This is a genomic window from Corallococcus sp. AB018 (assembly GCF_003986945.1).
Lineage (GTDB): Bacteria > Myxococcota > Myxococcia > Myxococcales > Myxococcaceae > Corallococcus > Corallococcus exiguus.
In genome coordinates, this window is sequence record NZ_RAWR01000187.1 from 1 (window position 1) to 21,691 (window position 21,691).

Here is a 21,691-nt window from a genome sequence, read left to right on the forward strand (position 1 = left end):
GCCCGCTCCAGCTTCCGCATGTCGTATGCTGTCAGCCCCAGCTCGGCAGGGCTCCTTGCCGGTCGCATGCTCCAGAAACTGCGCATGCGACCCGGATTTGTCTCGGAACTTCTGGCGACCTACTTAGGCACAGAGGCCTGAACGCGGGTGCATGCGGTCACTCACCGGGATTGGGGGCATTGATGCGGAAGGCACATGCGGTGGCGGCGTCGATGGTGGCGCTGATGCTGGGGCAGACGGGCTGCTATCGGACGAGCATCGTCACGAACCTGCGGCCGGAGCCCAAGGTCCACCAGGACCGGCAGTGGTTCACGGCGGTGGGCCTGTTGCCCGTGTCGAGTCCCCCTGGCAGCGAGTGCAAGAACGGCATCGCGTGGGCGCAGAGCCGCGCGACCCCCAGCGACTTCCTCATCCAGGCGGGCCTGGCGGTGGCGGGCGCGTTCATCGGGTCGGCGGTGTGCGCTGGCGGCAACCGCACTGACGAGGAACAGGGCAACTGCGCCGCGATTGGTCTGCTGGTGCCCACGCTCCTGGTGGGCTCGCGCACCGTGGCCTACGCCTGCGCGTCGGAGTCCCAGAACGTCAATCCGCGGCAGGACCTGGGCCAGGAGACGCCGGCCCGCGTGCCGGACTCCGTGAACGCACCGGAGGAGGGTGAGGTCCCGGTGCTCGACGCCCCGACTCCGCCGCCGCTGCCGCCGCCCGGCTCCGTGCCGGATTCGAGCCCCGGACTCTGAAATACATCCGGACGCGGCGCGCGAAGGTGTCCGCGCCGCGCCCGGAGGTGTCTGTCTATTCGCCGCGCCGCTTGGAGCGCGTCCGGGCCCAGCCCTCGTTGGACTGGTTGCGCTGCACCCGCTTGTGCTCGCGCTGCGCGGTGGCGTCCGTCTGGCGGTGCTGGAAGGCCTGCTCGCGCAGGAGCTTCGCGAAGTTCGCGCGCCGCTCCTCGGGGATCGTGCCGTTCTCCACCGCCGCCCTCACCGCGCAGCCCGGTTCACCCTGGTGGCCGCAGTCGCTGAAGCGGCAGCCGGTGGCCAGCGCGAGGAGGTCCGCGAAGGCGTTGGCCAGGCCCTCCTCGTCGTCGCCCCACAGGCCCAGCTCGCGCATGCCGGGCCCGTCGATGATGAGGCCGCCGTGCTCCAGCACGAACAGCTCGCGGTGCGTGGTGGTGTGCCGGCCCTTGTCGTCCTCTGGCCGCACGGGCTGGGTGACGAGTCGCGCGGCGTCCAGCAGCCGATTGGCGAGCGTGGACTTGCCCACGCCGGACGAGCCCAGCAGCACGCCAGTCCTTCTGGGAGGAAGCCGTGCGCGCACGTCCTCCACGCCCATGCCCGTTCGCGCGCTCACCGCGAGCACGTCCACGCCGGGGGCCAGGGCCTCCACCTCCAGGACGCGCCCGGCCGCGTCGTCCGCGAGGTCCGCCTTGCTGAGGAGCACGACGGGCGTGGCGCCGCTGTTCCAGGCCACCGTGAGGGACCGCTCGATGCGGCGGGGGTTGAAGTTGCCGTCCAACCCCACGACGAGGAACACCACGTCCACGTTGGCGGCGATGAGCTGGCCGTCGTGTTCGCTGCCCGCCTCGCGGCGCTTCAGGAGGCTGCGGCGGGGCAGCACGGAGTGCATCAGCGCCTCTCCGTCACCGGACGCGGGCGGTTGCAGGAGGACCCAGTCGCCCACGGTGGGCAGGGCCTCCGGGCCCTGGGCCTGATGGAGGAGGCGTCCGGAGGCGCGCGCGAGGAAGGCCGCGCCGGCGGTCTGCACGGTGAGCAGTCCCCGCTGCTGGCGCACGACGCGCCCGGGGACGAGGGACGAGGAGGAAGACGACTGCGAGACGGTGTTGGACAGCGCGAGGTCGAGGTCGGGACCCCAGCCGAGGGTTTCAAGTGACACTTGGGGAACTCCGGGCAGAGCGATGCCTGGGGCGCGGGGAGAGGACTCCGGGGCGCCGGGCGTGAAGGAAGCGGGGCTCGCGCTGCGACGGACGACGGTGATGCGACCGGCTCAGCGGATGGGCGCCCGCGTGGCGGACAGGGCCGCGACGACGACAAGGGGCGGAGTCATCAGGACGGGTCTCCTCAAGGTGCGTGGAACCACCGGCGGTCATCGCCGTTCCGTGCGGGACCCTAACAATTCCTGTCGGCCGCTGGCCACCCCCGTGCGTTTTCCCCCTTGAACCTCACGCGACGTGAGGTTGTACCCATGACATCCAGTCACGCGAAGACCGTGGCTGGAAAGGGGTGAGGCATGCAGCACACGGAGCTGAAGGTCGGGGAGCTGGCCCGGCGCACGGGGCTGTCCATCCGCGCGCTGCACCACTACGACGAGATTGGGTTGCTCAAGCCCTCGGCGCACACGGCGTCGGGGCATCGGCTCTACACGGCGGAGGACATTGCCCGCCTGAGTCACATCCTGTCGCTCAAGCAGCTCGGGTTCTCGCTGGAGGAGATTGCCGAGACGCTGGGCCGGGCGGACTTCTCCGCCCTGCGCGTGGTGGAGCTGCGGCTCCAGCGGGCCCGGGAGCAGCTGGCGGAACAGCGTCAGCTCTGCGACCGCCTGGATTCCCTCGCACGGCAGCTGCGCGCGGCGGAGCCCGTCTCCGCCGACGACTTCCTACAGACCATCGAGGCCATGACCATGTTCGAGAAGTACTACACCCCGGAGCAGTTGAAGGAGCTGGAGGCCCGTCGCCAGGCGATGGGTGACGACGCCATCAAGCAGGTGGAGGCCGAGTGGCCCCGCCTCATCGCGAGCATGCGCGAACAGATGGAGCAGGGCGCCGACCCCGCGTCCGAGCCGGTGCGAGCCCTGGCCACGCGCTGGCGCGAGCTCGTCCGCGCCTTCACGGGCGGCAACCCCGGCATGGAGAAGTCGCTCCAGACGATGCACCAGCAGGAGCCGCGGATGGCCCAGCGTCAGGGCCGCGACCCGAAGCTCATGGAGTACGTGGGCCGGGCCATGGCCTGTCTGGACGCGCCGAAGTAAAGCCAGACACGGCGACGGCCGCCAGCGAAGGGCTGGCGGCCGTGGCTGTCATGCAAATGCAGCTCGCTGAAGGCTACTGGCCGCCAATGGTGCCATTGGAGCCATTGGAGCCACCGGTGCCGGTGCCGCCCACGCCGCCCATGGTGCCGCCGGAGCCGCTGGTGCCGGTGCCTCCGACGCCGCCCGTGCCAGTCGTGCCGCTGGTGCCGCCCGTACCGGTGCCGCCCGGGTTGATGACGGTCGAGCCGTTGGACTCGTTGCCGGGCTCGGTGGCGCCGGTGGTGCCGGTGCCCGTGCCGCCAATGGTGCCGGTGCTGCCGGAGCCACCAATGGTGCCGTTGCTACCGGAGCTGCCGACGCCGGTGGTGCTGGTGCCCGCGCCGCCGTAGGTGCCGGTGCTCGTCGAGGGCGGCGTGTACGTGCCGGTGGACGGCGAGGTGCTCCCGGTGCCGTAGGTGTCCGTGCTGGAGCCGGTGGTGCCCGTGCCCGTGCCGATGCCGCTGGTCCCGGTGCCGCCGGTACCGGAAGTGCTACCGCCCGTGGTGCCGGTGCCGGTGGTGCCCGGAGTCGGGTTCACGCCGGTGCCAGAGCCACCCGTGCCGGTGGCGGTGTTGCCCGTCTGCACGCCCGTGGAGTTGTTGGTGCCGGGCGTGACCGTGCCCGACGAGCCAGCGGTGCCTGTCTGCCCGCTGTTGATCATCTCTGGCGAAGCGCCCGAGGAGCCGGGGGTCGTCCCGGGGCTCGAACCGTCGCCTACCTGCTGGGCGAGCGCGCTGGTGGAGAGCAAGAAGCTGAAGGCCAGTGCCGCGGTGCCAATGGAGCGTCGCATGTCAGGAATCCTTTCCCCTCGCTTGAGGCGTAAAGGTGTGTGCTTCACCGGACAGGGCAACCCGTCAGGACCAGCCGGCACAAGGCAGGCCGCCAGCTCGCAGGTCATTCATGGGACGAAGCACGCGGGACAGGGCTTGCACGCACGCGCGCCCTGCGCGCTCAGGGCGGTGGGCAGGGGTGTCGTGCGAGGGGCGCGATATCCAGGACGACAGGCCAGGCACGCGCCTCCGCCTCTTCTTCCGGTGTCAGCGAGCCGGCCATGCGCATGCGGCGCAGCCGTCCATCCCTGCGCGGCTGAAGGCGGTCGATGAAACATTCGGGGTGCTTCCGCCACCGTGGATCATCATTCATGGTCACGAGCAGCGCCGCCTCCGCCAGCGTGAGGTCCGAAGCCTCCTTTCCCAGGTAGTGCCGGGCCGCTTCGGGCAGGTCGCGGAGGCCATGTCCCAGCGGCATCCGCCGCGCTTCGAAGGCCAGCAGCTCCTCCGCCGTCCAGTGACGCGTGAGCCAGATGCCCAGCGTCAATCGCTCATGCAACAGCAGGAGAGCCGACCCCTCCGGGTGCCAACGCCGGGCGACCGTGTCCGCGAGCGTCCATCCCGGAGGCACATCCATCCGAGAAGGTTTGGACACGATGGTGCGTGTCACGGTCCACGCGACGGTCCAGGGCCGCACGGGCTTCACCGTCATCGAGCCCCCGGGCTCGTACAGGCTCCAGTACACCCGGGCGAGGTTCGCCGGCAGCCGGTCGGTGGCGCTTGGCGGAGTGGGAAGCGAGGGAAGCCTTCGCAGCAGCACCTGGTACATGCCCTCCATCGCGGCCAGGAGCCCCACGAACATGAGGCCCAACGCGCACAGTCCGAGGCCCACGAGCCGCATCCGCCGACGGAAACGCCATGAGAAAGGCATGCCCTCCACGGATTGCAGGGCGTGGGCCACGTCCGGGGTGTCCAGCAGGCGGGCATTCGTGTCGCGGTGAGCAGTCTCCGCCCCGTTTCTGTGCTGTCCTCCGGTCCCGGGAGGAGCGTGCGTGAGCGGACGGGAAGGGCATCTGGCGGCGGGCCGCAAGAGCGCGCGCCTCGCGCGGAGCGTGGGCGCCCGTGCATGGCCGCTCACGCTCGTCATCGCCGCGGGACTGGGCCTGCTGCTCTACGTCTCCACCACCAGCCTGCCGTACCTCATCGCCTCACCCGCCGGAGACGCGCACCTGGGCGCACTCAATGACTGTCTGGCGCGGCAGCTCGAAGGGGTCACGCGGCTGGGCTGGGCCGTGGCGCCGGACGCGTCGCGCGCGGCGGTGTTCGGGCCCCGCGTCGTCGCGGTCTGCGGCGACGATGGCTCGCACTCGCGCTTGGAGATCCCCGGCACCACCGCGCTCGCCTTCGACGGCGCACGCCGTCTGTGGGCCGCCGCCGGAGGCCACCTGCTGCGGGAGCGGGGAGGCGCGCTGCTGCCGGTGGGCGACATCACTCCACCGGAATGGCTGATCGGCCACGCGGGCGGAGTCCTCGCGCTGGATGCCTCCGGGCTGCTCGTCTCCGTGGCGACGGACGGCAAGGTGCTGGGCCAGGCGCAGGTGCCGGGTCCAGGAGGCCGTCTGTCCATCGGTCCTGGCGGCGTGCTCGCGGCGGTGGAGTGGGGCGGCGGCGTCATCGTCTACGACGCGCGCACCCTGGAACTGGTGCGGGCGGAAGCCCCGTGCGCCGTGGAGTTCCTGTGGTGGCTCGACACCGCGGATCAGGTCCTGCTCGCCTGTGGCGCCACTGCTTCCCCGGACGCATCGGGGCCGGGCTCACTGCGCTTCGATGTCCGCACGGGAGCACGCGAAGTGATGCCCGCACGCACTCGCGCGCCTGCCCGGAGGCTCTCGGGGCGGGCGTTGTATGTGCAGGGGTGCGATGGCTTCCCGTGCACCGCCTCGCCTCCCTGAAACTGTTATGGGGAGGTTTCTCCTCGGGCCCGCGACTGCGACCCGGGGCTTTCGGGGTTGGTGGGGCTCAGGCCCAGGCACGGCGTTCAGTGCCTGACAGCTGGGGCCATTCCGCCCCAGCTTTACATTCGACAAACCCGCGAACTCATTGGACGTTCCTGGGATCGCGGGCCGGTTTCGCAGGACCGGTCGCAACGCTTCCGCCGATCAGGGGTTTCATTCGTGGACGACACCAAGGCTTCCAGCTCCTCCGCTCCCCGCAAGCGCGCCAACGGCCGAAAGACAGCCGCCACCGCCGCAAGCCAGGACGCTGGCCCTCCAGGCGCCCGCTCGCAGGGCAACGTCGCGGCCAACCGGCTGAGCAACGTGGAGGCGACGCGTGCCGAGCCCGCGCCCGCCCGCCGTGCTCCCTCGCGAAGCCGCAACGGCAACAGCCGCCCGGCCGCTGATGGCGGCCTGCGCCCCGGTGGCCCTCCTCCGCTCCAGCAGTTGCTGGCGGCGCTCCGGGCCGTGCAGGGCGGTGACTTCTCCGTGCGGCTGCCGTCGGGCGCGCAGGACGTGGTCATGGATGAGATTGCCCGCGCGTTCAACGCGGTGGTGACGCTCAACTCCACGCTCACCCACGAGATCGTCCGCGTGGAGCGCGTCGTCGGCCGCGAAGGCCGCATGGGCGAGCGCGTGAACCTGGGCGACGTGCGCGGCGACTGGGCCACCAGCGTCCAGTCCATCAACGCCCTCATCGGCGACCTGGTGCAGCCCACCACGGAAGTCGCCCGCGTGCTGGTGGCGGTGGCCGAAGGCGACCTCACCCAGAAGATGGCGCTGGAGATCGACGGCCAGCCCGTGAAGGGCGAGTTCCTCCGCATCGGCACCACCGTGAACGCGATGGTGGATCAGCTCAACAGCTTCGCCGCCGAAGTGACGCGCGTCGCGAAGGAAGTCGGCACGGAAGGAAAGCTGGGCGGCCAGGCCGACGTGAAGGGCGTGTCCGGCGTGTGGAAGGACCTCACGGACAACGTGAACGTCCTCGCCGGCAACCTCACCGCGCAGGTGCGAAACATCGCGGAAGTGACGACGGCGGTGGCCCGCGGCGACCTGTCCCGCAAGATCACGGTGGACGTGAAGGGCGAGGTGTTGGAGCTCAAGAGCACCATCAACACGATGGTGGACCAGCTCAACAGCTTCGCCTCCGAAGTGACGCGCGTCGCGCGCGAAGTGGGTACGGAAGGAAAGCTGGGCGGTCAGGCCGCGGTGTCCGGCGTGTCCGGCACGTGGAAGGACCTCACGGACAACGTGAACTTCATGGCGTCCAACCTCACGACGCAGGTGCGCGGCATCGTGAAGGTGGTGACGGCGGTCGCCAACGGTGACCTCACCCAGAAGCTGATGGTGCCGTCGCAGGGTGAAATCGCCGCGCTGGGCGCCACGCTGAACAACATGACGGACACGCTCAACGTGTTCGCGCAGCAGGTGACCAGCGTCGCGCGCACGGTGGGCGTGGAGGGCAAGCTGGGCGCCCAGGCCCAGGTGCCCGGCGCCGCGGGGACGTGGAAGGACCTCACGGACAACGTGAACCTGATGGCGTCCAACCTCACCAGCCAGGTGCGCAACATCGCGGAGGTCTCCACCGCCGTCGCCAATGGCGACCTGTCGCGCAAGATCACCGTGGACGTGAAGGGCGAGGTGCTGGAGCTCAAGAGCACCATCAACACGATGGTGGACCAGCTCCGCGCGTTCGCCGCGGAAGTGACCCGCGTCGCGAAGGAAGTGGGTACGGACGGCAAGCTGGGCGGTCAGGCCGCGGTGCCCGGAGTCGGCGGCACGTGGAAGGACCTCACGGACAACGTGAACAGCATGGCCTCCAACCTCACCACCCAGGTGCGCAACATCGCCCTGGTGACGACGGCGGTGGCCACCGGTGACCTGTCCAAGAAGATCACCGTCGACGCGCGCGGCGAAATCCTGGAGCTGAAGAACACCATCAACACGATGGTGGACCAGCTCAACAGCTTCGCCTCCGAAGTGACCCGCGTGGCGCGTGAAGTCGGCACGCACGGCAAGCTGGGCGGTCAGGCGGAAGTGAAGGGCGTGTCCGGTACGTGGAAGGACCTCACGGACAACGTGAACTTCATGGCGTCCAACCTCACCACCCAGGTGCGAGGCATCGCCAAGGTGGTGACCGCGGTCGCGAATGGCGACCTCACCCAGCGCCTGAAGATGGAGGCCAAGGGCGAGGTGGCGGAGCTCGCGGACACCATCAACGCGATGACCCAGACGCTCTCCATCTTCGCGCAGCAGGTGACGGACGTCGCGCGCACGGTGGGCGTGGAAGGCAAGCTGGGCGCCCAGGCCGTGGTGCCGGGCGTCGCGGGCACGTGGAAGGACCTCACCAACAACGTGAACCTGTTGGCGAACAACCTCACCGATCAAGTCCGTAACATCGCCGAGGTGACGACGGCGGTCGCGAAGGGCGACCTGTCCCGGAAGATCACCGTCGACGCGAAGGGCGAGGTGCTGGAGCTCAAGAGCACCATCAACACGATGGTGGACCAGCTCCGCGCGTTCGCCTCGGAAGTGACGCGCGTCGCGAAGGAAGTGGGCACGGACGGCAAGCTGGGTGGTCAGGCCGACGTGAAGGGCGTGTCCGGCGTGTGGAAGGACCTCACGGACAACGTGAACAGCATGGCCTTCAACCTCACCACCCAGGTGCGCGGCATCGTCAAGGTGGTGACGGCGGTGGCGGACGGCGACCTGTCCCAGAAGCTGGTGATGGAGGCCAAGGGTGAAATCGCCGCGCTCGCGGACACCATCAACGCGATGACGCAGACGCTGTCCGTCTTCGCGCAGCAGGTGACGGACGTGGCGCGCACGGTGGGCGTGGAAGGCAAGCTGGGCGCCCAGGCGGAGGTGCCGGGTGTCGCCGGTACGTGGAAGGACCTCACGAACAACGTGAACCTGCTGGCCAACAACCTCACGGCCCAGGTGCGAAACATCGCGGAGGTCACGACGGCGGTCGCGAACGGCGACCTGTCCAAGAAGATCACCGTCGACGCGAAGGGCGAGGTGCTGGAGCTCAAGAGCACCATCAACACGATGGTGGACCAGCTCCGCGCGTTCGCCGCGGAAGTGACGCGCGTCGCGAAGGAAGTCGGTACGGAAGGCAAGCTGGGCGGTCAGGCCGACGTGAAGGGCGTGTCCGGCGTGTGGAAGGACCTCACGGACAACGTGAACGTCCTCGCCGGCAACCTCACGGACCAGGTGCGAAACATCGCCAAGGTGACCACGGCGGTGGCCAACGGCGACCTGTCCCAGAAGATCACCGTGAGCGTGAAGGGCGAGGTGTTGGAGCTGAAGAACACCATCAACACGATGGTGGACCAGCTCCGCGCGTTCGCTTCGGAAGTCACGCGCGTCGGTAAGGAAGTGGGTACGGAGGGCAAGCTGGGCGGCCAGGCCGCGGTGCCCGGCGTCGCGGGCGTGTGGAAGGACCTCACGGACAACGTGAACGTCCTCGCCGCGAACCTCACGGACCAGGTGCGCAACATCGCCAAGGTCACCACGGCCGTGGCCTACGGCGACCTGTCGCAGAAGATCTCCGTGGAGGCGAGGGGCGAAATCCTGGAGCTCAAGAGCACCATCAACACGATGGTGGACCAGCTCCGCGCCTTCGCTTCCGAGGTGACCCGCGTCGCGAAGGAAGTGGGTACGGACGGCAAGCTGGGCGGTCAGGCCGCGGTGCCCGGAGTCGCCGGCACGTGGAAGGACCTCACGGACAACGTGAACAGCATGGCGTCCAACCTCACCAGCCAGGTGCGAAACATCGCGCTGGTGACCACGGCGGTCGCGAACGGTGACCTGTCCAAGAAGATCACCGTGGACGCGAAGGGCGAAATCCTGGAGCTGAAGAACACCATCAACACGATGGTGGACCAGCTCAACAGCTTCGCTTCCGAAGTGACCCGCGTGGCGCGTGAAGTGGGCGCGGAAGGCAAGCTGGGCGGTCAGGCGGAAGTGAAGGGCGTGTCCGGCACGTGGAAGGACCTCACGGACAACGTGAACTTCATGGCCCGCAACCTCACCACGCAGGTGCGCGGCATCGTGAAGGTGGTGACCGCCGTCGCCAACGGCGACCTCAAGCAGAAGCTGGTGGTGGACGCGAAGGGCGAAGTGGCCGCCCTGGCGGAGACCATCAACAACATGACCGACACGCTGGGCATCTTCGCGGAGCAGGTGTCCTCGGTGGCCCGCGAGGTGGGCGTGGAAGGGAAGCTGGGCGGCCAGGCCCGCGTGCCCGGTGTGGCCGGCACGTGGAAGGACCTCACGGACAACGTGAACTTCATGGCCTCCAACCTCACCACCCAGGTGCGCGGCATCGTGCGCGTGGTGACGGCGGTGGCCAACGGCGACCTGACCCAGAAGCTCATCGTGGACGCGAAGGGCGAAGTGGCGGCGCTCGCGGACACCATCAACAACATGACCGACACGCTGGGCACCTTCGCGGAGCAGGTCTCCACGGTGGCCCGCGAGGTGGGTATCGAAGGAAAGCTGGGCGGCCAGGCCCGCGTGCCCGGTGCGCGCGGCACGTGGCGGCAGCTGACGGACAACGTGAACCAGCTGGCCGGTACGCTCACCAGCCAGCTGCGCGCCATCTCCGACGTGGCCACCGCCGTGACCAAGGGCGACCTGACCCGCAGCATCACGGTCGTCGCCGAAGGCGAGGTCGCGGCGCTGAAGGACAACATCAACCAGATGATCGTCAACCTGCGTGAGACGACGCAGAAGAACCAGGAGCAGGACTGGCTCAAGACGAACCTGGCGAAGTTCAGCGGCATGATGCAGGGCCAGAAGTCCCTGGATGCCGTCAGCCGTCTCATCATGAGCGAGCTGACCCCGCTGGTGTCCGCGCACCACGGCGCCTTCTTCCTCTCCGACCCCGAGGGCGGCATGCCGTCCCTCAAGCTCACCAGCACCTACGCGTACCGGGAGCGCAAGCACCTGGCGAACCGCTTCCGCCTGGGCGAGGGACTGGTCGGCCAGTGCGCGCTGGAGAAGAAGACCATCCTGCTGACGCGCGTGCCGTCGGACTACATCACCATCTCCTCCGGGCTGGGTGAGTCCGCGCCGCTCAACATCATCGTCCTGCCCGTCCTCTTCGAGGGCGAGGTGAAGGCCGTCATCGAGCTGGCCTCGTTCCACCCGTTCAGCGCCATCCACCAGATCTTCCTGGATCAGCTGACGGAGAGCATCGGCGTGGTGCTCAACATGATCATGGCGAACATGCGCACGGAGACCCTGCTCTCCGAGTCGCAGCGCCTGACCCAGGAGCTCCAGAGCCAGTCGCGCGAGCTCACCCAGCAGCAGGATGAGTTGAAGCGCACCAACATCGAGCTGGAGGACAAGGCGAAGGAGCTGGCGGACCAGAACACCCGCGTGGAGGAGAAGAACCGCGAGGTGGAGCTGGCGCGCGTCAGCCTGGAGGAGAAGGCGGAGCAGCTCACCATCATCTCCAAGTACAAGAGCGAGTTCCTGGCCAACATGAGCCACGAGCTGCGCACGCCGCTCAACTCGCTGCTCATCCTCGCGAAGCTCCTGTCGGACAACAAGGACGGGAACCTCTCCAACAAGCAGGTGGAGTACGCGAACACCATCTACGCGTCCGGCGGGGACCTGCTCAGCCTCATCAATGAGATCCTCGACCTGTCCAAGGTGGAGGCGGGCAAGATGCAGGTGGAGCCCCGGGACATCGTCCTCACGGAGCTCAACCAGTTCATCGACCGCAGCTTCCGCCCGGTGGCGGACCAGAAGGGCCTCACCTTCCAGGTGGAGGTGCTGACGGGCACGCCGCGCCACGTGCGCACGGACCCGCAGCGGCTGCAGCAGGTGCTCAAGAACCTGCTCTCCAACGCCTTCAAGTTCACCGACGAGGGCGGCGTGAAGCTCACCGTGCGCCTGGCGGACAAGGGCATCCGCTTCGACCACGAGGCGCTGCGCCGCTCGCGCCACGTGCTGGCCTTCGCCGTGAAGGACACCGGCATCGGCATCGCCAAGGACAAGCAGCGCATCATCTTCGAGGCGTTCCAGCAGGCGGACGGCTCCACCGCGCGCAAGTACGGCGGCACCGGCCTGGGCCTGTCCATCAGCCGTGAAATCGCCAAGCTGCTGGGCGGCGAAATCCGCCTGGAGAGCGAGCCGGGCAAGGGCAGCACCTTCACCCTCTACCTGCCGCCGGAGTACCAGGGCGCGGACGAGGAGGGCGGGCAGGGCAACGACGAGGCCAGTCGCGCGCTGGGAGCCCTGCCGGAGACGCACGCCCCCCCGTCCACGTCCGGCATCGTCACGGCGACGACGCCGCTCGCGCCGCCGTCCCCGGTGGCCGAGCCGCAGGCCCACGTGCTGGACGCCGCGCTGCCCCCGCAGGTGGAGGGCTCGCACACGCCCGTCGTGGTGGAGGACGACCGCGAGCTCATCCGCGAGGGCGACCGCACCTTGCTCATCATCGAGGACGACCTGAAGTTCGCCCGCATCATGGTGCAGATGGCGCGCGAGAAGGGCTTCAAGGCCCTGGTCGCCACGCGCGGTGACAGCGGCCTGTCCATGGCGCACGAGTACCAGCCGGACGCCATCACCCTGGACATCCAGCTGCCCGTGGTGGACGGCTGGAGCGTGCTGGACCGCCTCAAGCGCAACCCGCGCACGCGCCACATCCCCGTCCACATCATCAGCGTGATGGACAAGCACCTGGGCAACACCCAGGGCGCGTTCGGCTACCTCACCAAGCCCGTGAGCAAGGAGGGGCTGGAGCGCGTCTTCGGACAGCTGTCGCGCTTCCTGGAGCGCCGCGAGCGCCGCCTGCTCGTCATCGAAGACGATGACGTGCAGCGCAACAGCCTCACCCAGCTGCTCAGCGACGGCGGTGACGTCGTCGTCACCGCGGTGGCGTCCGGCCAGGAGGCCCTCGCGAAGCTGGAGGAGAACGAGTACGACTGCCTCGTCATCGACCTCCTGTTGCCCGACATGGACGGCATCAAGCTGGTGGAGGAGGTGAAGACGCAGCAGCGCTTCCGCGACCTGCCCATCGTCGTCTACACCGGCCGTGAATTGACGCCCAAGGACGAGGCCCGTCTGCGGCGCTACACCGGCAGCGTCATCCTGAAGAGCGGCGCGAAGAGCCCCGACCAGCTGCTCAGCGACACAGCGCTCTTCCTGCACCGCCTGGACGAGAACCTCCCGGCGCGCGCGCGCGCGGCCCTGGCGCAGCGCAACGACCAGGACGCACCGCTGGCCGGCAAGAAGGTGCTCCTGGTGGATGACGACATGCGAAACATCTTCGCGCTCACCAGCGTGCTGGAAAATCACAGCATGCAGGTGGTCTTCGCGGAGAACGGGCGGGCTGCCATTGAGATGCTCGGTCAGCACCCCGACGTGGATGTCGTGCTGATGGACGTGATGATGCCGGAGATGGATGGCTATGAAACCATGCGTGCCATCCGCAAGGACCCCAAGTACGCCAGCCTCCCCATCATCGCTGTCACCGCGAAGGCGCTGAAGGACGACCGGGAGAAGTGCATGGCGGCCGGCGCGAGTGACTACCTGCCCAAGCCGGTGGATACCGATAAGCTGTTGGAACTGGTCCGGCTGTGGGTGAGTGCTTGATACTCAACGAGGACGATCCATCCTTGAGCCCCCTTGGCACTTCCGTCTGGAAGGGGGCAGCCCTAGCCTTGTTCGCCGTGTATCGGGTCCCCTGACCCACGCGCTCCCCCGCTGCGCACATGAACTCCACAGAGCACACTCCGGAACGTCCCCAGGAAGCCGCCGCCACCCCGCGCGCGGCCATCCTGATGGTGGACGACCATCCGGCCAACCTGCTGGCGCTGGAAGCCATCCTCGAGCCGTTGGGCCAGGACCTGGTGAAGGCGACCAGCGGCGAGGAGGCGCTCAAGCAGCTGTTGCAGCGCGACTTCGCGGTCATCCTGATGGACGTGCAGATGCCGGGGCTGGACGGGTTCCAGACCGCGGCGCTCATCAAGCAGCGCGAGCGCACGCGCACCATCCCCATCATCTTCCTCACCGCGCTCAGCCGTGACGCGGCGCATGTCTTCAAGGGCTACGCGCACGGCGCGGTGGACTACCTGCTCAAGCCCTTCGACCCGGAAATCCTCCGCTCGAAGGTCAGCGTCTTCGTGGACCTGTTCCTCAAGGAGCAGCAGCTCCAGCGCCAGGCGGCCCTCCTGCGCCAGCGCGACCGCGAGGCCCTGGAGCGCCAGAGCGCGCTGCGCTACCGGCGGCTCACGGAGTCCCTGCCGGAGCCCATGTGGGCGGCTCGCGCGGATGGGGCGCTGACGTACGCCAACCGCGCCTGGCGGGACTACACCGGCCACCACGAGGGGTATGAGCTGTCGCTCTCCTCGTTCCTCCTGGACGTGCACCCGGCGGACCGCGAGCGGATGCGCGGCGTGTGGAGCGACGGGGTGGTGCAGGTGCAGAGCAGCACGCAGGAGTTCCGGCTGCGTCGCAAGGACGGCGTCTACCGCTGGCACCTGGCGCGCGCGGTGCCGGAGCGCGACGAGCACGGGCAGCTGGTGGGCTGGCTGGCCATCGCCACGGACATCGACGACAAGCGGCGCGCGGAGGAGGCGCTGGGGCGCTTCAAGACGACGCTGGACGCCACGCTGGACTGCGTCCTGATGTTCACCCCGGACTCGCTCACGCTCGCGTACGCGAACGCGGGCGCGGCCAAGCAGCTGTCCTCCTCCGTGGAGGAGCTGGTGGGCCTGTCGGTGCTGGAGGTGGAGAGCGCCTTCGACGAGACGGGCTTCCGCAAGCTGCTGGCGCCGCTGATGTCCGGCACGCTGCCGTCGCAGACGTATTCCACCAACCACCGCCGCCGCGACGGCTCGGAGGTGCCGGTGGAGGTGGTGCTCCAGTACGTGGCGGAAGGGGAGGGCCCCGGCCGCTTCATCTCCGTGGCGCGCGACATCACCGAGCGCCAGCGCGCGGAGACGGCGCTGCGGCTGGCGAGCGAGGCGAAGGACGCGTTCCTCGCCGCCGCGAGCCACGAATTGCGCACGCCGCTGGCCGCGGCGAAGGGCCACGCGCACCTGGCGCTGCTCAAGCTGGGCGGGCAGACGGAGGCCGGCCCCGGCAAGTCGCTGCAGATCATCAACCGGCAGATCGACCGCATGGCGAAGCTGGTGGAGGACCTGCTGGACATCAGCCGGTTGCAGGCGGGGCGGCTGTCATTGGAGCTGGAGCCGTTTGATTTGTCGCAGCTGGTGCTGGAGACGCGGGACCGCATGGCGGTGCTGTCCCAGACGCACGAGCTGAAGGTGGAGGTCCCCGAGCGCCTGGAGGGCACGTGGGACCGGGGGCGGTTGGACCAGGTGCTGACGAACCTGTTGTCCAACGCCATCCGCTACTCGCCCGAAGGCGGCCAGGTGCTGGTGCGCCTGGCGGTGGAGGGCGACAGCGGCGTGCACCTGTCCGTGAAGGACCAGGGCGTGGGCATCCCCAGCGAGAAACAGCGCCTCATCTTCGAGCGCTTCGGCCGCGCGCACGGCAGCAAGTACGGCGGGCTGGGGCTGGGGCTCACCATCAGCCAGGGCATCGTGGAGCAGCACGGCGGCCGCATCTGGGCGGAGTCCACGGGCACGGTGGGCCAGGGCTCCACCTTCAACGTCTGGCTGCCCCGGCGCACGGAGGCCCAGGCGGCGACGCCGACGGAGTCCTCGCGCACGCCGAGCTGAACCTTCCGCGTCGGGTGGGGACGCGGCGGAGGGCTGCTTGCGTTCCCCGGGGACGCGGCGCGTGGGGCCGGTGTCTCTGGGAGGGCCGTTGGTATGGCGCGTGCTCAGGGACGGGGCATGTCCACTCCCTCGCGGCCCAACATCCTCATCCTGACGGTCGATCAGCTCCAGTTCCCCCCGCTCGCCTATGGGCCTGATGGCGGCTTCCTGCCGGCCATCAAGGACATCCTGGGCTTCGTGGACGAGGGAGGGGAGGACAACCCGTTCCGGAAGTTCTTCCCCGGCTTCGCGGCGCTGCGGAAGAACGCGGCGGTGTTCCGCAACCACACCATCGCGGCGTCGGCGTGCACTCCCAGCCGCGCGGTCATCTACACGGGGCAGTACGGCACGCGCACGGGCGTCACGCAGACGGACGGCCTGTTCAAGAGCGGTGACGCGGCGGCCTTCCCGTGGCTGTCAGCGGATGGGATTCCGACGCTGGGGCACTGGTTCCAGAAGGCGGGCTACCACACGCACTATTTCGGCAAGTGGCATGTGAGCAATCCTCCGGACCACTCGCTGAAACAGTATGGCTTTGACGACTGGGAGTTGTCGTATCCGGAGCCGCACGGGGCCTCCATCAACAACCTGGGCGCGTTCCGTGACGAAGGCTTCGCGGACCTGGCGTGCGGCTTCCTGCGGCGGATGGCATTGGGTGAGCCGTACAACCGGGCGCTGGCGGAGCAGTCGTACGAGGCGCCCCGGGCCGCCGCGCCGGGTAGCGAGCCCCAGCCGTGGCTGGCGGTGGCGTCGTTCACCAATCCGCACGACATCGCGACGTATCCCATCCTGCCGCGGCAGTTGGATCCAGCGGGGCCCAAGGTGGGGCCGTTGATGGTGCCTACGGGGGGACGGTCGGTGGCGCCCACGGGGGGGACGTTCACGGTGCCGCTGAACCCGCTGGGGTTCCCGCAGGACAACGCGAGCGTGCCGTCGAACCTGCACGACACGTTGGAGAACAAGCCGGCCTGCCAGCGGGACTATGCGTACAAGGTGGGGCTCGCGCTGTCGTCGAAGACGGGCCTGACGATGCACCAGGCGAACGAGAACATCGACCCGGTGACGGTGACGTTGAACGCGGGCATCCCGTTCCAGCTGACGCACGACCCGGAGAAGGCGGCGCTGCGCTTCCAGCAGTACTACGCGTGGCTCATCCACCTGGTGGACGGGCACATCGAGCGGGTGCTGCGGACGCTGGACGAGACGGGGCTTCGGGAGAACACGGTGGTGGTGTTCCTCTCCGACCACGGCGAGTACGGCGCGGCGCACGGCTACCTGATGGAGAAGTGGCACACGTCCTACCAGGAGGCGCTGCACGTGCCGCTGGTGGTGCAGTTCTCCGAGGAGCAGAAGACGCGATACATCGACGCGCTGACGAGCCACGCGGACATCGTGCCCACGGTGCTGGGGCTGGCGGGGATTACCCGCGAGGAGCAGGCGGCGATCCGCACGGACCTGAGGCTCCACCGTCCGGTGCCGCCGTTCGTGGGCGCGGACCTGAGCCCGCTGGCGAGGGGAGAGTCCTCCACGGTGATGGAGCCCAACGGCACGCCGCGAGAAGGCGTCCTCTTCATCACGGACGACGAAATCACGGAGCCGCTGCCGCGCACGGGAGACCCGCACCAGATGCATGATGACGCGCTGTTCACCGTGTACACGCGAGCGGTGGAGCGGCTGAGGGAGCAGGGCAAGGTGCCCGGGTTGAAGCCTGGAGCGGTGTGCCAGCCCAACCACGTCCGCTGCGTACGCACGCCCCGCTGGAAGCTGGCGAGGACGTTTGACCCATCCGGAGAGCACGCGGACCAGTGGGAGCTCTATGACCTGGAGACGGATCCGCTGGAGATGGAGAACCTGCTCGTCTTCGACCAGCCGTTCCCGACGCTGATTCCGTCACTGCCGCGGGGGCTGTCCCGCGTGGAGGTGGAAGAGGCGGCGCGCGCGACGCATGCGCTGCTGGGGCGGTACGAGGTGGAGAAGCTGTCGCCCTGGCCGCAGGGTTAGAGGAACCGGCGGAGCCACTGGTTCGTGTCGTGTTGGTAGAGAGGGAGCCCTTCTCCTTCGTACTGGAAGAGGAAGGGCTCCATCAGCCGGGCCAGTGCGCGGTACTGGGGGGGGATGGCCTTCGTCTGTGTGTCGATGGGGTCTGGCCATTCGTCGAGGGTGACCAGGACGCGGTCTCCGTCCATGGGGAGCAGGGAGACCTCCGGGAAGGGGAGTGCGTTCCGGAGCGCGGTGATGCCGCCCATCTGTCCGAGCAGAGGCTGTCCCAGGAAGGTGAGCCAGTAGGGGCCCAGCGCGCGGGTCCCCAATCTGGAGCTGAAACCCGTGCCGTGATGGAGGTCCAGGCCGGGATATCGCGCGAGGAGTGATTCGATGAGGGACCACTTCGCCGCGCTCGACATACCGTGGGACGAAATGATGGCGAAGCTGGCGTATCCGAAGTTGAAGGGCAGCTCCCGAGCGAGCTCCAGTGCCAGTGTGCGCAGGTGGGCCGCACCGTTTTCCTGGAAGTAGTCTGTGGGAAAGGTGAAGGACACCGCGTTGATGGGGGCATTCCCGAAAGGGTTGTCGGGAGACCAGCCTTCGTACTCAAAAATGTAGCCGCTGGAGATCTCTTCTCCACCAGGGCTTTCCGACAGGTTCGCGTTCCCGCTGTAGCCCCAGGGGCGCTCAAGCATCTGCTGACGAACCACCCCCCAGCCCTTGTCATCAAGTTCCAGGATGTCTCCGTCATCCGTGCCGTACCAACCCAGCGAGCCCGGAGGAATGGCGCGGAGATAGGTTTGCAGGGCACGCCACACCGCAGGTGCAATCTCCTTGTGGTCGCGATGGATGAAGAAGCTGAGGCCGATGCCATCGCGGGCAGCGGCGATCGGAGGTGAACCTTTCGACCACAGGCGGATGGCAGGGTACTCCCTTGTCATGGCTTCACCTCTTTGACTCCTGCGCGGGGCGAAATGAGCAAGGCCTGCCCTCCCAGGGCTTCCTCATAGACGGTCCGCTGAGACATGCCGGCGTAGGTGCCCGTGCCATACCTTGCCCAGGCTGGCTCATTTGTGTCCGGACACGGGAACTTGAAGTCCAGGGTGAGCGCGGACTTGAGCAGGTTGCGGTCTCCGTGCAGGACGATGTCCGGCTTGATGGTGCCTCGGAGTTCCTCGGTGCAACCTTCGGCGATGAGTCGTGCTTCCTTCTCCCGGCTGATGGTCTCCAGGAAGCGTGCGTTCGGGTAGTAGCGGTAGCGCTGCTCAATGCTGTAGGGCGCGGGCCACAATTCCTTCAACACCGCTTCAGCGCACTGGAGGGCGAGCACGTGCTTCTGCTTGCCGAGTTGCATGGCCCGCGTCACGGGTTTGCCGCAGCGGTCCTGCTCCACTACCTCGGCGCACTCCTGGCGCGTCGGAGGCCTGTCGCGGAAGTAGCGCACGTTCCCCAGCTGCTCCGCCTGGACCGCGCACTCGGCGAGCTGCTTCTCTAGCTCATCCGCGTCATGGTCCTGCTGCATCAGCGCGAGCACGGCCGGAGGAATGGCCTTGACCAACGGTGAGGCGATGGCTTGGGTCGCGGCCCGCGCGGAGGCCTGCTCCGCCACATACGCCGCGTGCCGTGCCTTCCCAGCGGTCTCCGAATCCACGAATCCCAGTTCTCCGTGCCGGGAATGCCGGGAACCGCCAGCACACGCCGTCAGCAGGACGCAGACAATCCAGAGATTCGTCACGGGACGCACGTGCCGGACTCTATTGCCTCCTCTGGCGATGTCGTCAGCGGCTCGCGTGTGCGGGGGAGCCCTGGTCTAATAGACCCTTCACGGGACACGCCCCGATACATTGGGAGCACGGACATTGGATGCTCGGCACCGTTGGATCACCCCCTCGCTCCTGGCGCAGGCCTGCGCTCGGGGCCAGGCACTCCCAAGGCGGTTGCGTGTCCGGTTCGAGCGCGCCTTCGGGGCCGACCTGAGCGCTGTGCGCCTGCACGAGCATCCCCTGGTCGCGAGGCTGGGGGCCAAGGCCCTCTGCTGGGGAGAGCAGATTCTCTTCGCTCCGGGCGCGCTGGAGCTCGACCTGGCTCGCGGGACCCGGATCCTCGCGCATGAGCTGGTGCATGTGCTGCAACAGCGCTCGGGACGCGTCCCTCATGGGAACGGCGGGACCGGGCTGCTCGTGGATGAGGCCCTCGAAGCAGAGGCCGAGGCCCTGGCCGCACAGGCCCTTTCGGGTGGGCGTGCGCACCTCGCGGCTTCCTGGGCGGGGACTTGTCCCACTCCCGCGCTTCAGGCGTACCACGTCATCCAGAACGCCCAGTTCGTCGCCCAGGACGTCAACCTCCACAACGCCACCTTCGAGACCCAGCGGGATGGAGTGCGGCCCCACCCCTACCCGAAGACGCACGGGGACAGCTTCCTCGTCGACGCTGGGACGGTGAACGTCATGGTGCGGGCGCACAACCAGATCGCGCTCCGGGTTTCGGATGACAACGAACTCGCCATCGAGGACACCGATCCCCACCACGAGCAGGCCAAGCACTTCTTCGCCACGGACAGCGCCATCACCCGGTGCAACCGCGCGTTGAAGTCCGCGGGCTCCAGCTACCGGATCGCCAAGGTCCCCGGGCCTCGCTACCTTGAAATCGGCCCGCCCGCGCAGCCCGGCTGTCTGCCCTTCCTGAGCGGCCCGGGACCCAAGCGGCTGTTCCAGGTGGCGATGTCCGAGGGTGGCCAGTTCGAGCCCGCCGTGTCGCAGAACTGCAACGAAATCTCCGGCAAGGTCATGGGGGAGCAGCAGGACTCGCAGCGCACCGTGAGGCTCACGCAGTCCGGCAATCAGCTCTTCCTCAATCTACCGCGCTGGCAGCTCGGAGGATGGGCCCCTGCCTTCCCGGCTCATGGCGACATCCCCTTCCGGCTGGCGGAGCTCCTCACCACGTTCCTCTTCCATGGACAGGCAGAGGGCCCCAACGCCGCCGCGGCCCGGCAACGCGCGGTCAACGATTACCAGGTCGGATTGCAGCACGCGCTGGCGGGCGCCAATACCCCTGTGGCCCAGATGGCGGCGCTCGCGGGCTTCAACGGACCCATTGGCCGCAACTATGGCCGGCTGGTGAACCGGGTCCGCGCCAATGCCGCGATGACGCTCAACGGCGTCACCCTCAACGGGCTCACGCTCCGCACACGTTACGAGCAGGTCCTCTTCCGGCTGGGCCTCAATGCCTATGCGGACCCGCGGGTGGGCGATGCGTTCCAGACGTACTCCGTGGGCGCGATGGAGCGCTATCAGGACGCCCAGAACCGCAACTGGATGCGGATGCGGGACGAGGTGGCTCCCCGCCCGGTGGCGCTCGTTCCTCCGCCTGTCTACTGCGAACCGGTGTGGGAGTATCACTGGGGCGGTGTGGTCGCGGAGAGCGGAGCGGACCGCATCACCTTCGAGAACTACGCCCGCAACTACGAGGATCGCAACGGTCCCCAGCTCCATGGCGGCGAGCTCCGCTCGTTCTTCCAGATGACCCGCGTGCCCACCCAGGTCAATGATCCGCTCATCGCCCAGTCCTGGCACGAGAGCTGTTACGCCCACGGCTTCGCCAATGCCCTGACGATGTGCATCTCCAAGATCAGCCGCTGTGGACGCTGAACCGGCTCACCGCTTCCCGCGGGCCAGCAGCATCACCGCGACCAGGATGGCGCTCATCGCGCCCCAGGTCATGGGGCCCAGCGTCTCTCCCGCGAACACCACGCCCAGCAACACCGCCACCGCCGGGTTCACGTACGCATAGCTCGTCGCGAGCGCCGGCCTCGCGTGCTTCAGCAGATAGCCATACGCGCTGAACGCCACCAGCGAACCGAACACCACCAGATACACGAACGACACCATCGCTCGCGGGGGCACCGCGTCCGCCATCCGCTCCCCCAACGCGAGGCTCAGCGCCATCATCATCACGCCCGCGCTCAACATCTGTGTCGCTGGCGTCATCAACCCCGCGGGCATCGGCAACCGCCGGCTCCACACCGACCCGAAGGCCCACGCCGCCGGCGCCACCACCACCGCCAGCGCCGCCACGCCTGCAACCGGCTGATGTCCAGCAGGTCCTCCACCAGCTTCGCCATGCGGTCGATCTGCCGGTTGATGATCTGCAGCGACTTGCCGGGGCCGGCCTCCGTCTGCCC

The 21,691-nt window shown here is 68.3% G+C and carries 14 protein-coding genes; 7 read left to right on the forward strand and 7 right to left on the reverse strand.

The window, feature by feature from the left end; genetic code table 11:
• Window positions 1-182 precede the first annotated feature (182 nt).
• Window positions 183-737 (forward strand): hypothetical protein, encoded by a 555-nt coding sequence (locus tag D7Y11_RS31815; RefSeq protein ID WP_126935558.1) that lies wholly within the window; start codon window positions 183-185, stop codon window positions 735-737.
• 55 nt (window positions 738-792) lie between these two features.
• Here the strand turns inward: D7Y11_RS31815 and rsgA are convergent, their stop codons facing one another.
• Complete coding sequence (gene rsgA / locus D7Y11_RS31820; RefSeq protein ID WP_126935559.1) at window positions 793-1,890, reverse strand: ribosome small subunit-dependent GTPase A; 1,098 nt, start codon at window positions 1,888-1,890, stop codon at window positions 793-795.
• Between the two features lie 354 nt (window positions 1,891-2,244).
• On the opposite strand from rsgA, the gene D7Y11_RS31825 reads away from it, so the two are divergent.
• Entirely contained in the window at window positions 2,245-2,982 is a 738-nt protein-coding gene (locus tag D7Y11_RS31825; RefSeq protein ID WP_121753300.1) for a MerR family transcriptional regulator, read from the forward strand.
• A gap of 73 nt (window positions 2,983-3,055) precedes the next feature.
• On the opposite strand, the gene D7Y11_RS31830 is transcribed toward D7Y11_RS31825, so the two are convergent.
• Window positions 3,056-3,811 (reverse strand): hypothetical protein, encoded by a 756-nt coding sequence (locus tag D7Y11_RS31830; protein WP_126935560.1) that lies wholly within the window; start codon window positions 3,809-3,811, stop codon window positions 3,056-3,058.
• 161 nt (window positions 3,812-3,972) lie between these two features.
• Window positions 3,973-4,683: a transglycosylase domain-containing protein gene (locus D7Y11_RS31835; RefSeq protein WP_158642025.1), complete on the reverse strand. Its 711-nt coding sequence runs from the start codon at window positions 4,681-4,683 to the stop codon at window positions 3,973-3,975.
• A 160-nt stretch (window positions 4,684-4,843) separates the two neighbouring features.
• Between D7Y11_RS31835 and D7Y11_RS31840 the strand changes: the two genes are divergently transcribed.
• From D7Y11_RS31840 to D7Y11_RS31855, 4 genes are all read left to right on the forward strand, one after another.
• Window positions 4,844-5,743: a hypothetical protein gene (locus D7Y11_RS31840; protein ID WP_126935562.1), complete on the forward strand. Its 900-nt coding sequence runs from the start codon at window positions 4,844-4,846 to the stop codon at window positions 5,741-5,743.
• A 222-nt stretch (window positions 5,744-5,965) separates the two neighbouring features.
• A complete protein-coding gene (locus D7Y11_RS31845) occupies window positions 5,966-13,396 on the forward strand; it encodes a HAMP domain-containing protein (protein WP_126935563.1) in 7,431 nt (2,476 codons plus the stop codon).
• 119 nt (window positions 13,397-13,515) lie between these two features.
• Complete coding sequence (locus D7Y11_RS31850) at window positions 13,516-15,489, forward strand: ATP-binding protein (protein ID WP_121753297.1); 1,974 nt, start codon at window positions 13,516-13,518, stop codon at window positions 15,487-15,489.
• 117 nt (window positions 15,490-15,606) lie between these two features.
• Entirely contained in the window at window positions 15,607-17,529 is a 1,923-nt protein-coding gene (locus tag D7Y11_RS31855; protein ID WP_126935564.1) for a sulfatase-like hydrolase/transferase, read from the forward strand.
• On the opposite strand, the gene D7Y11_RS31860 is transcribed toward D7Y11_RS31855, so the two are convergent.
• A complete protein-coding gene (locus tag D7Y11_RS31860; protein ID WP_126935565.1) occupies window positions 17,526-18,452 on the reverse strand; it encodes a type VI immunity family protein in 927 nt (308 codons plus the stop codon). The genes D7Y11_RS31855 and D7Y11_RS31860 overlap by 4 nt on opposite strands.
• Window positions 18,449-19,162, reverse strand: coding sequence for a hypothetical protein (locus D7Y11_RS31865; protein ID WP_121753294.1), 714 nt, complete (start codon window positions 19,160-19,162; stop codon window positions 18,449-18,451). The genes D7Y11_RS31860 and D7Y11_RS31865 overlap by 4 nt, the downstream gene beginning before the upstream one ends.
• Before the next feature lie 286 nt (window positions 19,163-19,448).
• On the opposite strand from D7Y11_RS31865, the gene D7Y11_RS31870 reads away from it, so the two are divergent.
• Window positions 19,449-21,158, forward strand: a complete 1,710-nt coding sequence (locus tag D7Y11_RS31870; protein WP_158642026.1) for a DUF4157 domain-containing protein — start codon at window positions 19,449-19,451, stop codon at window positions 21,156-21,158.
• 6 nt (window positions 21,159-21,164) lie between these two features.
• Here D7Y11_RS31870 and D7Y11_RS31875 read toward each other — a convergent pair whose 3' ends face one another.
• Together D7Y11_RS31875 and D7Y11_RS44535 are read right to left on the reverse strand one after the other, a co-directional pair.
• The gene (locus tag D7Y11_RS31875; protein ID WP_368773801.1) at window positions 21,165-21,584 is read right to left on the reverse strand and encodes an EamA family transporter; all 420 of its coding nucleotides are present in this window, start codon (window positions 21,582-21,584) and stop codon (window positions 21,165-21,167) included.
• On the reverse strand, window positions 21,497-21,691 hold a 195-nt coding region (locus tag D7Y11_RS44535), incomplete at its 5' end, for a histidine kinase dimerization/phospho-acceptor domain-containing protein (protein WP_148139241.1). The genes D7Y11_RS31875 and D7Y11_RS44535, both read right to left, overlap by 88 nt.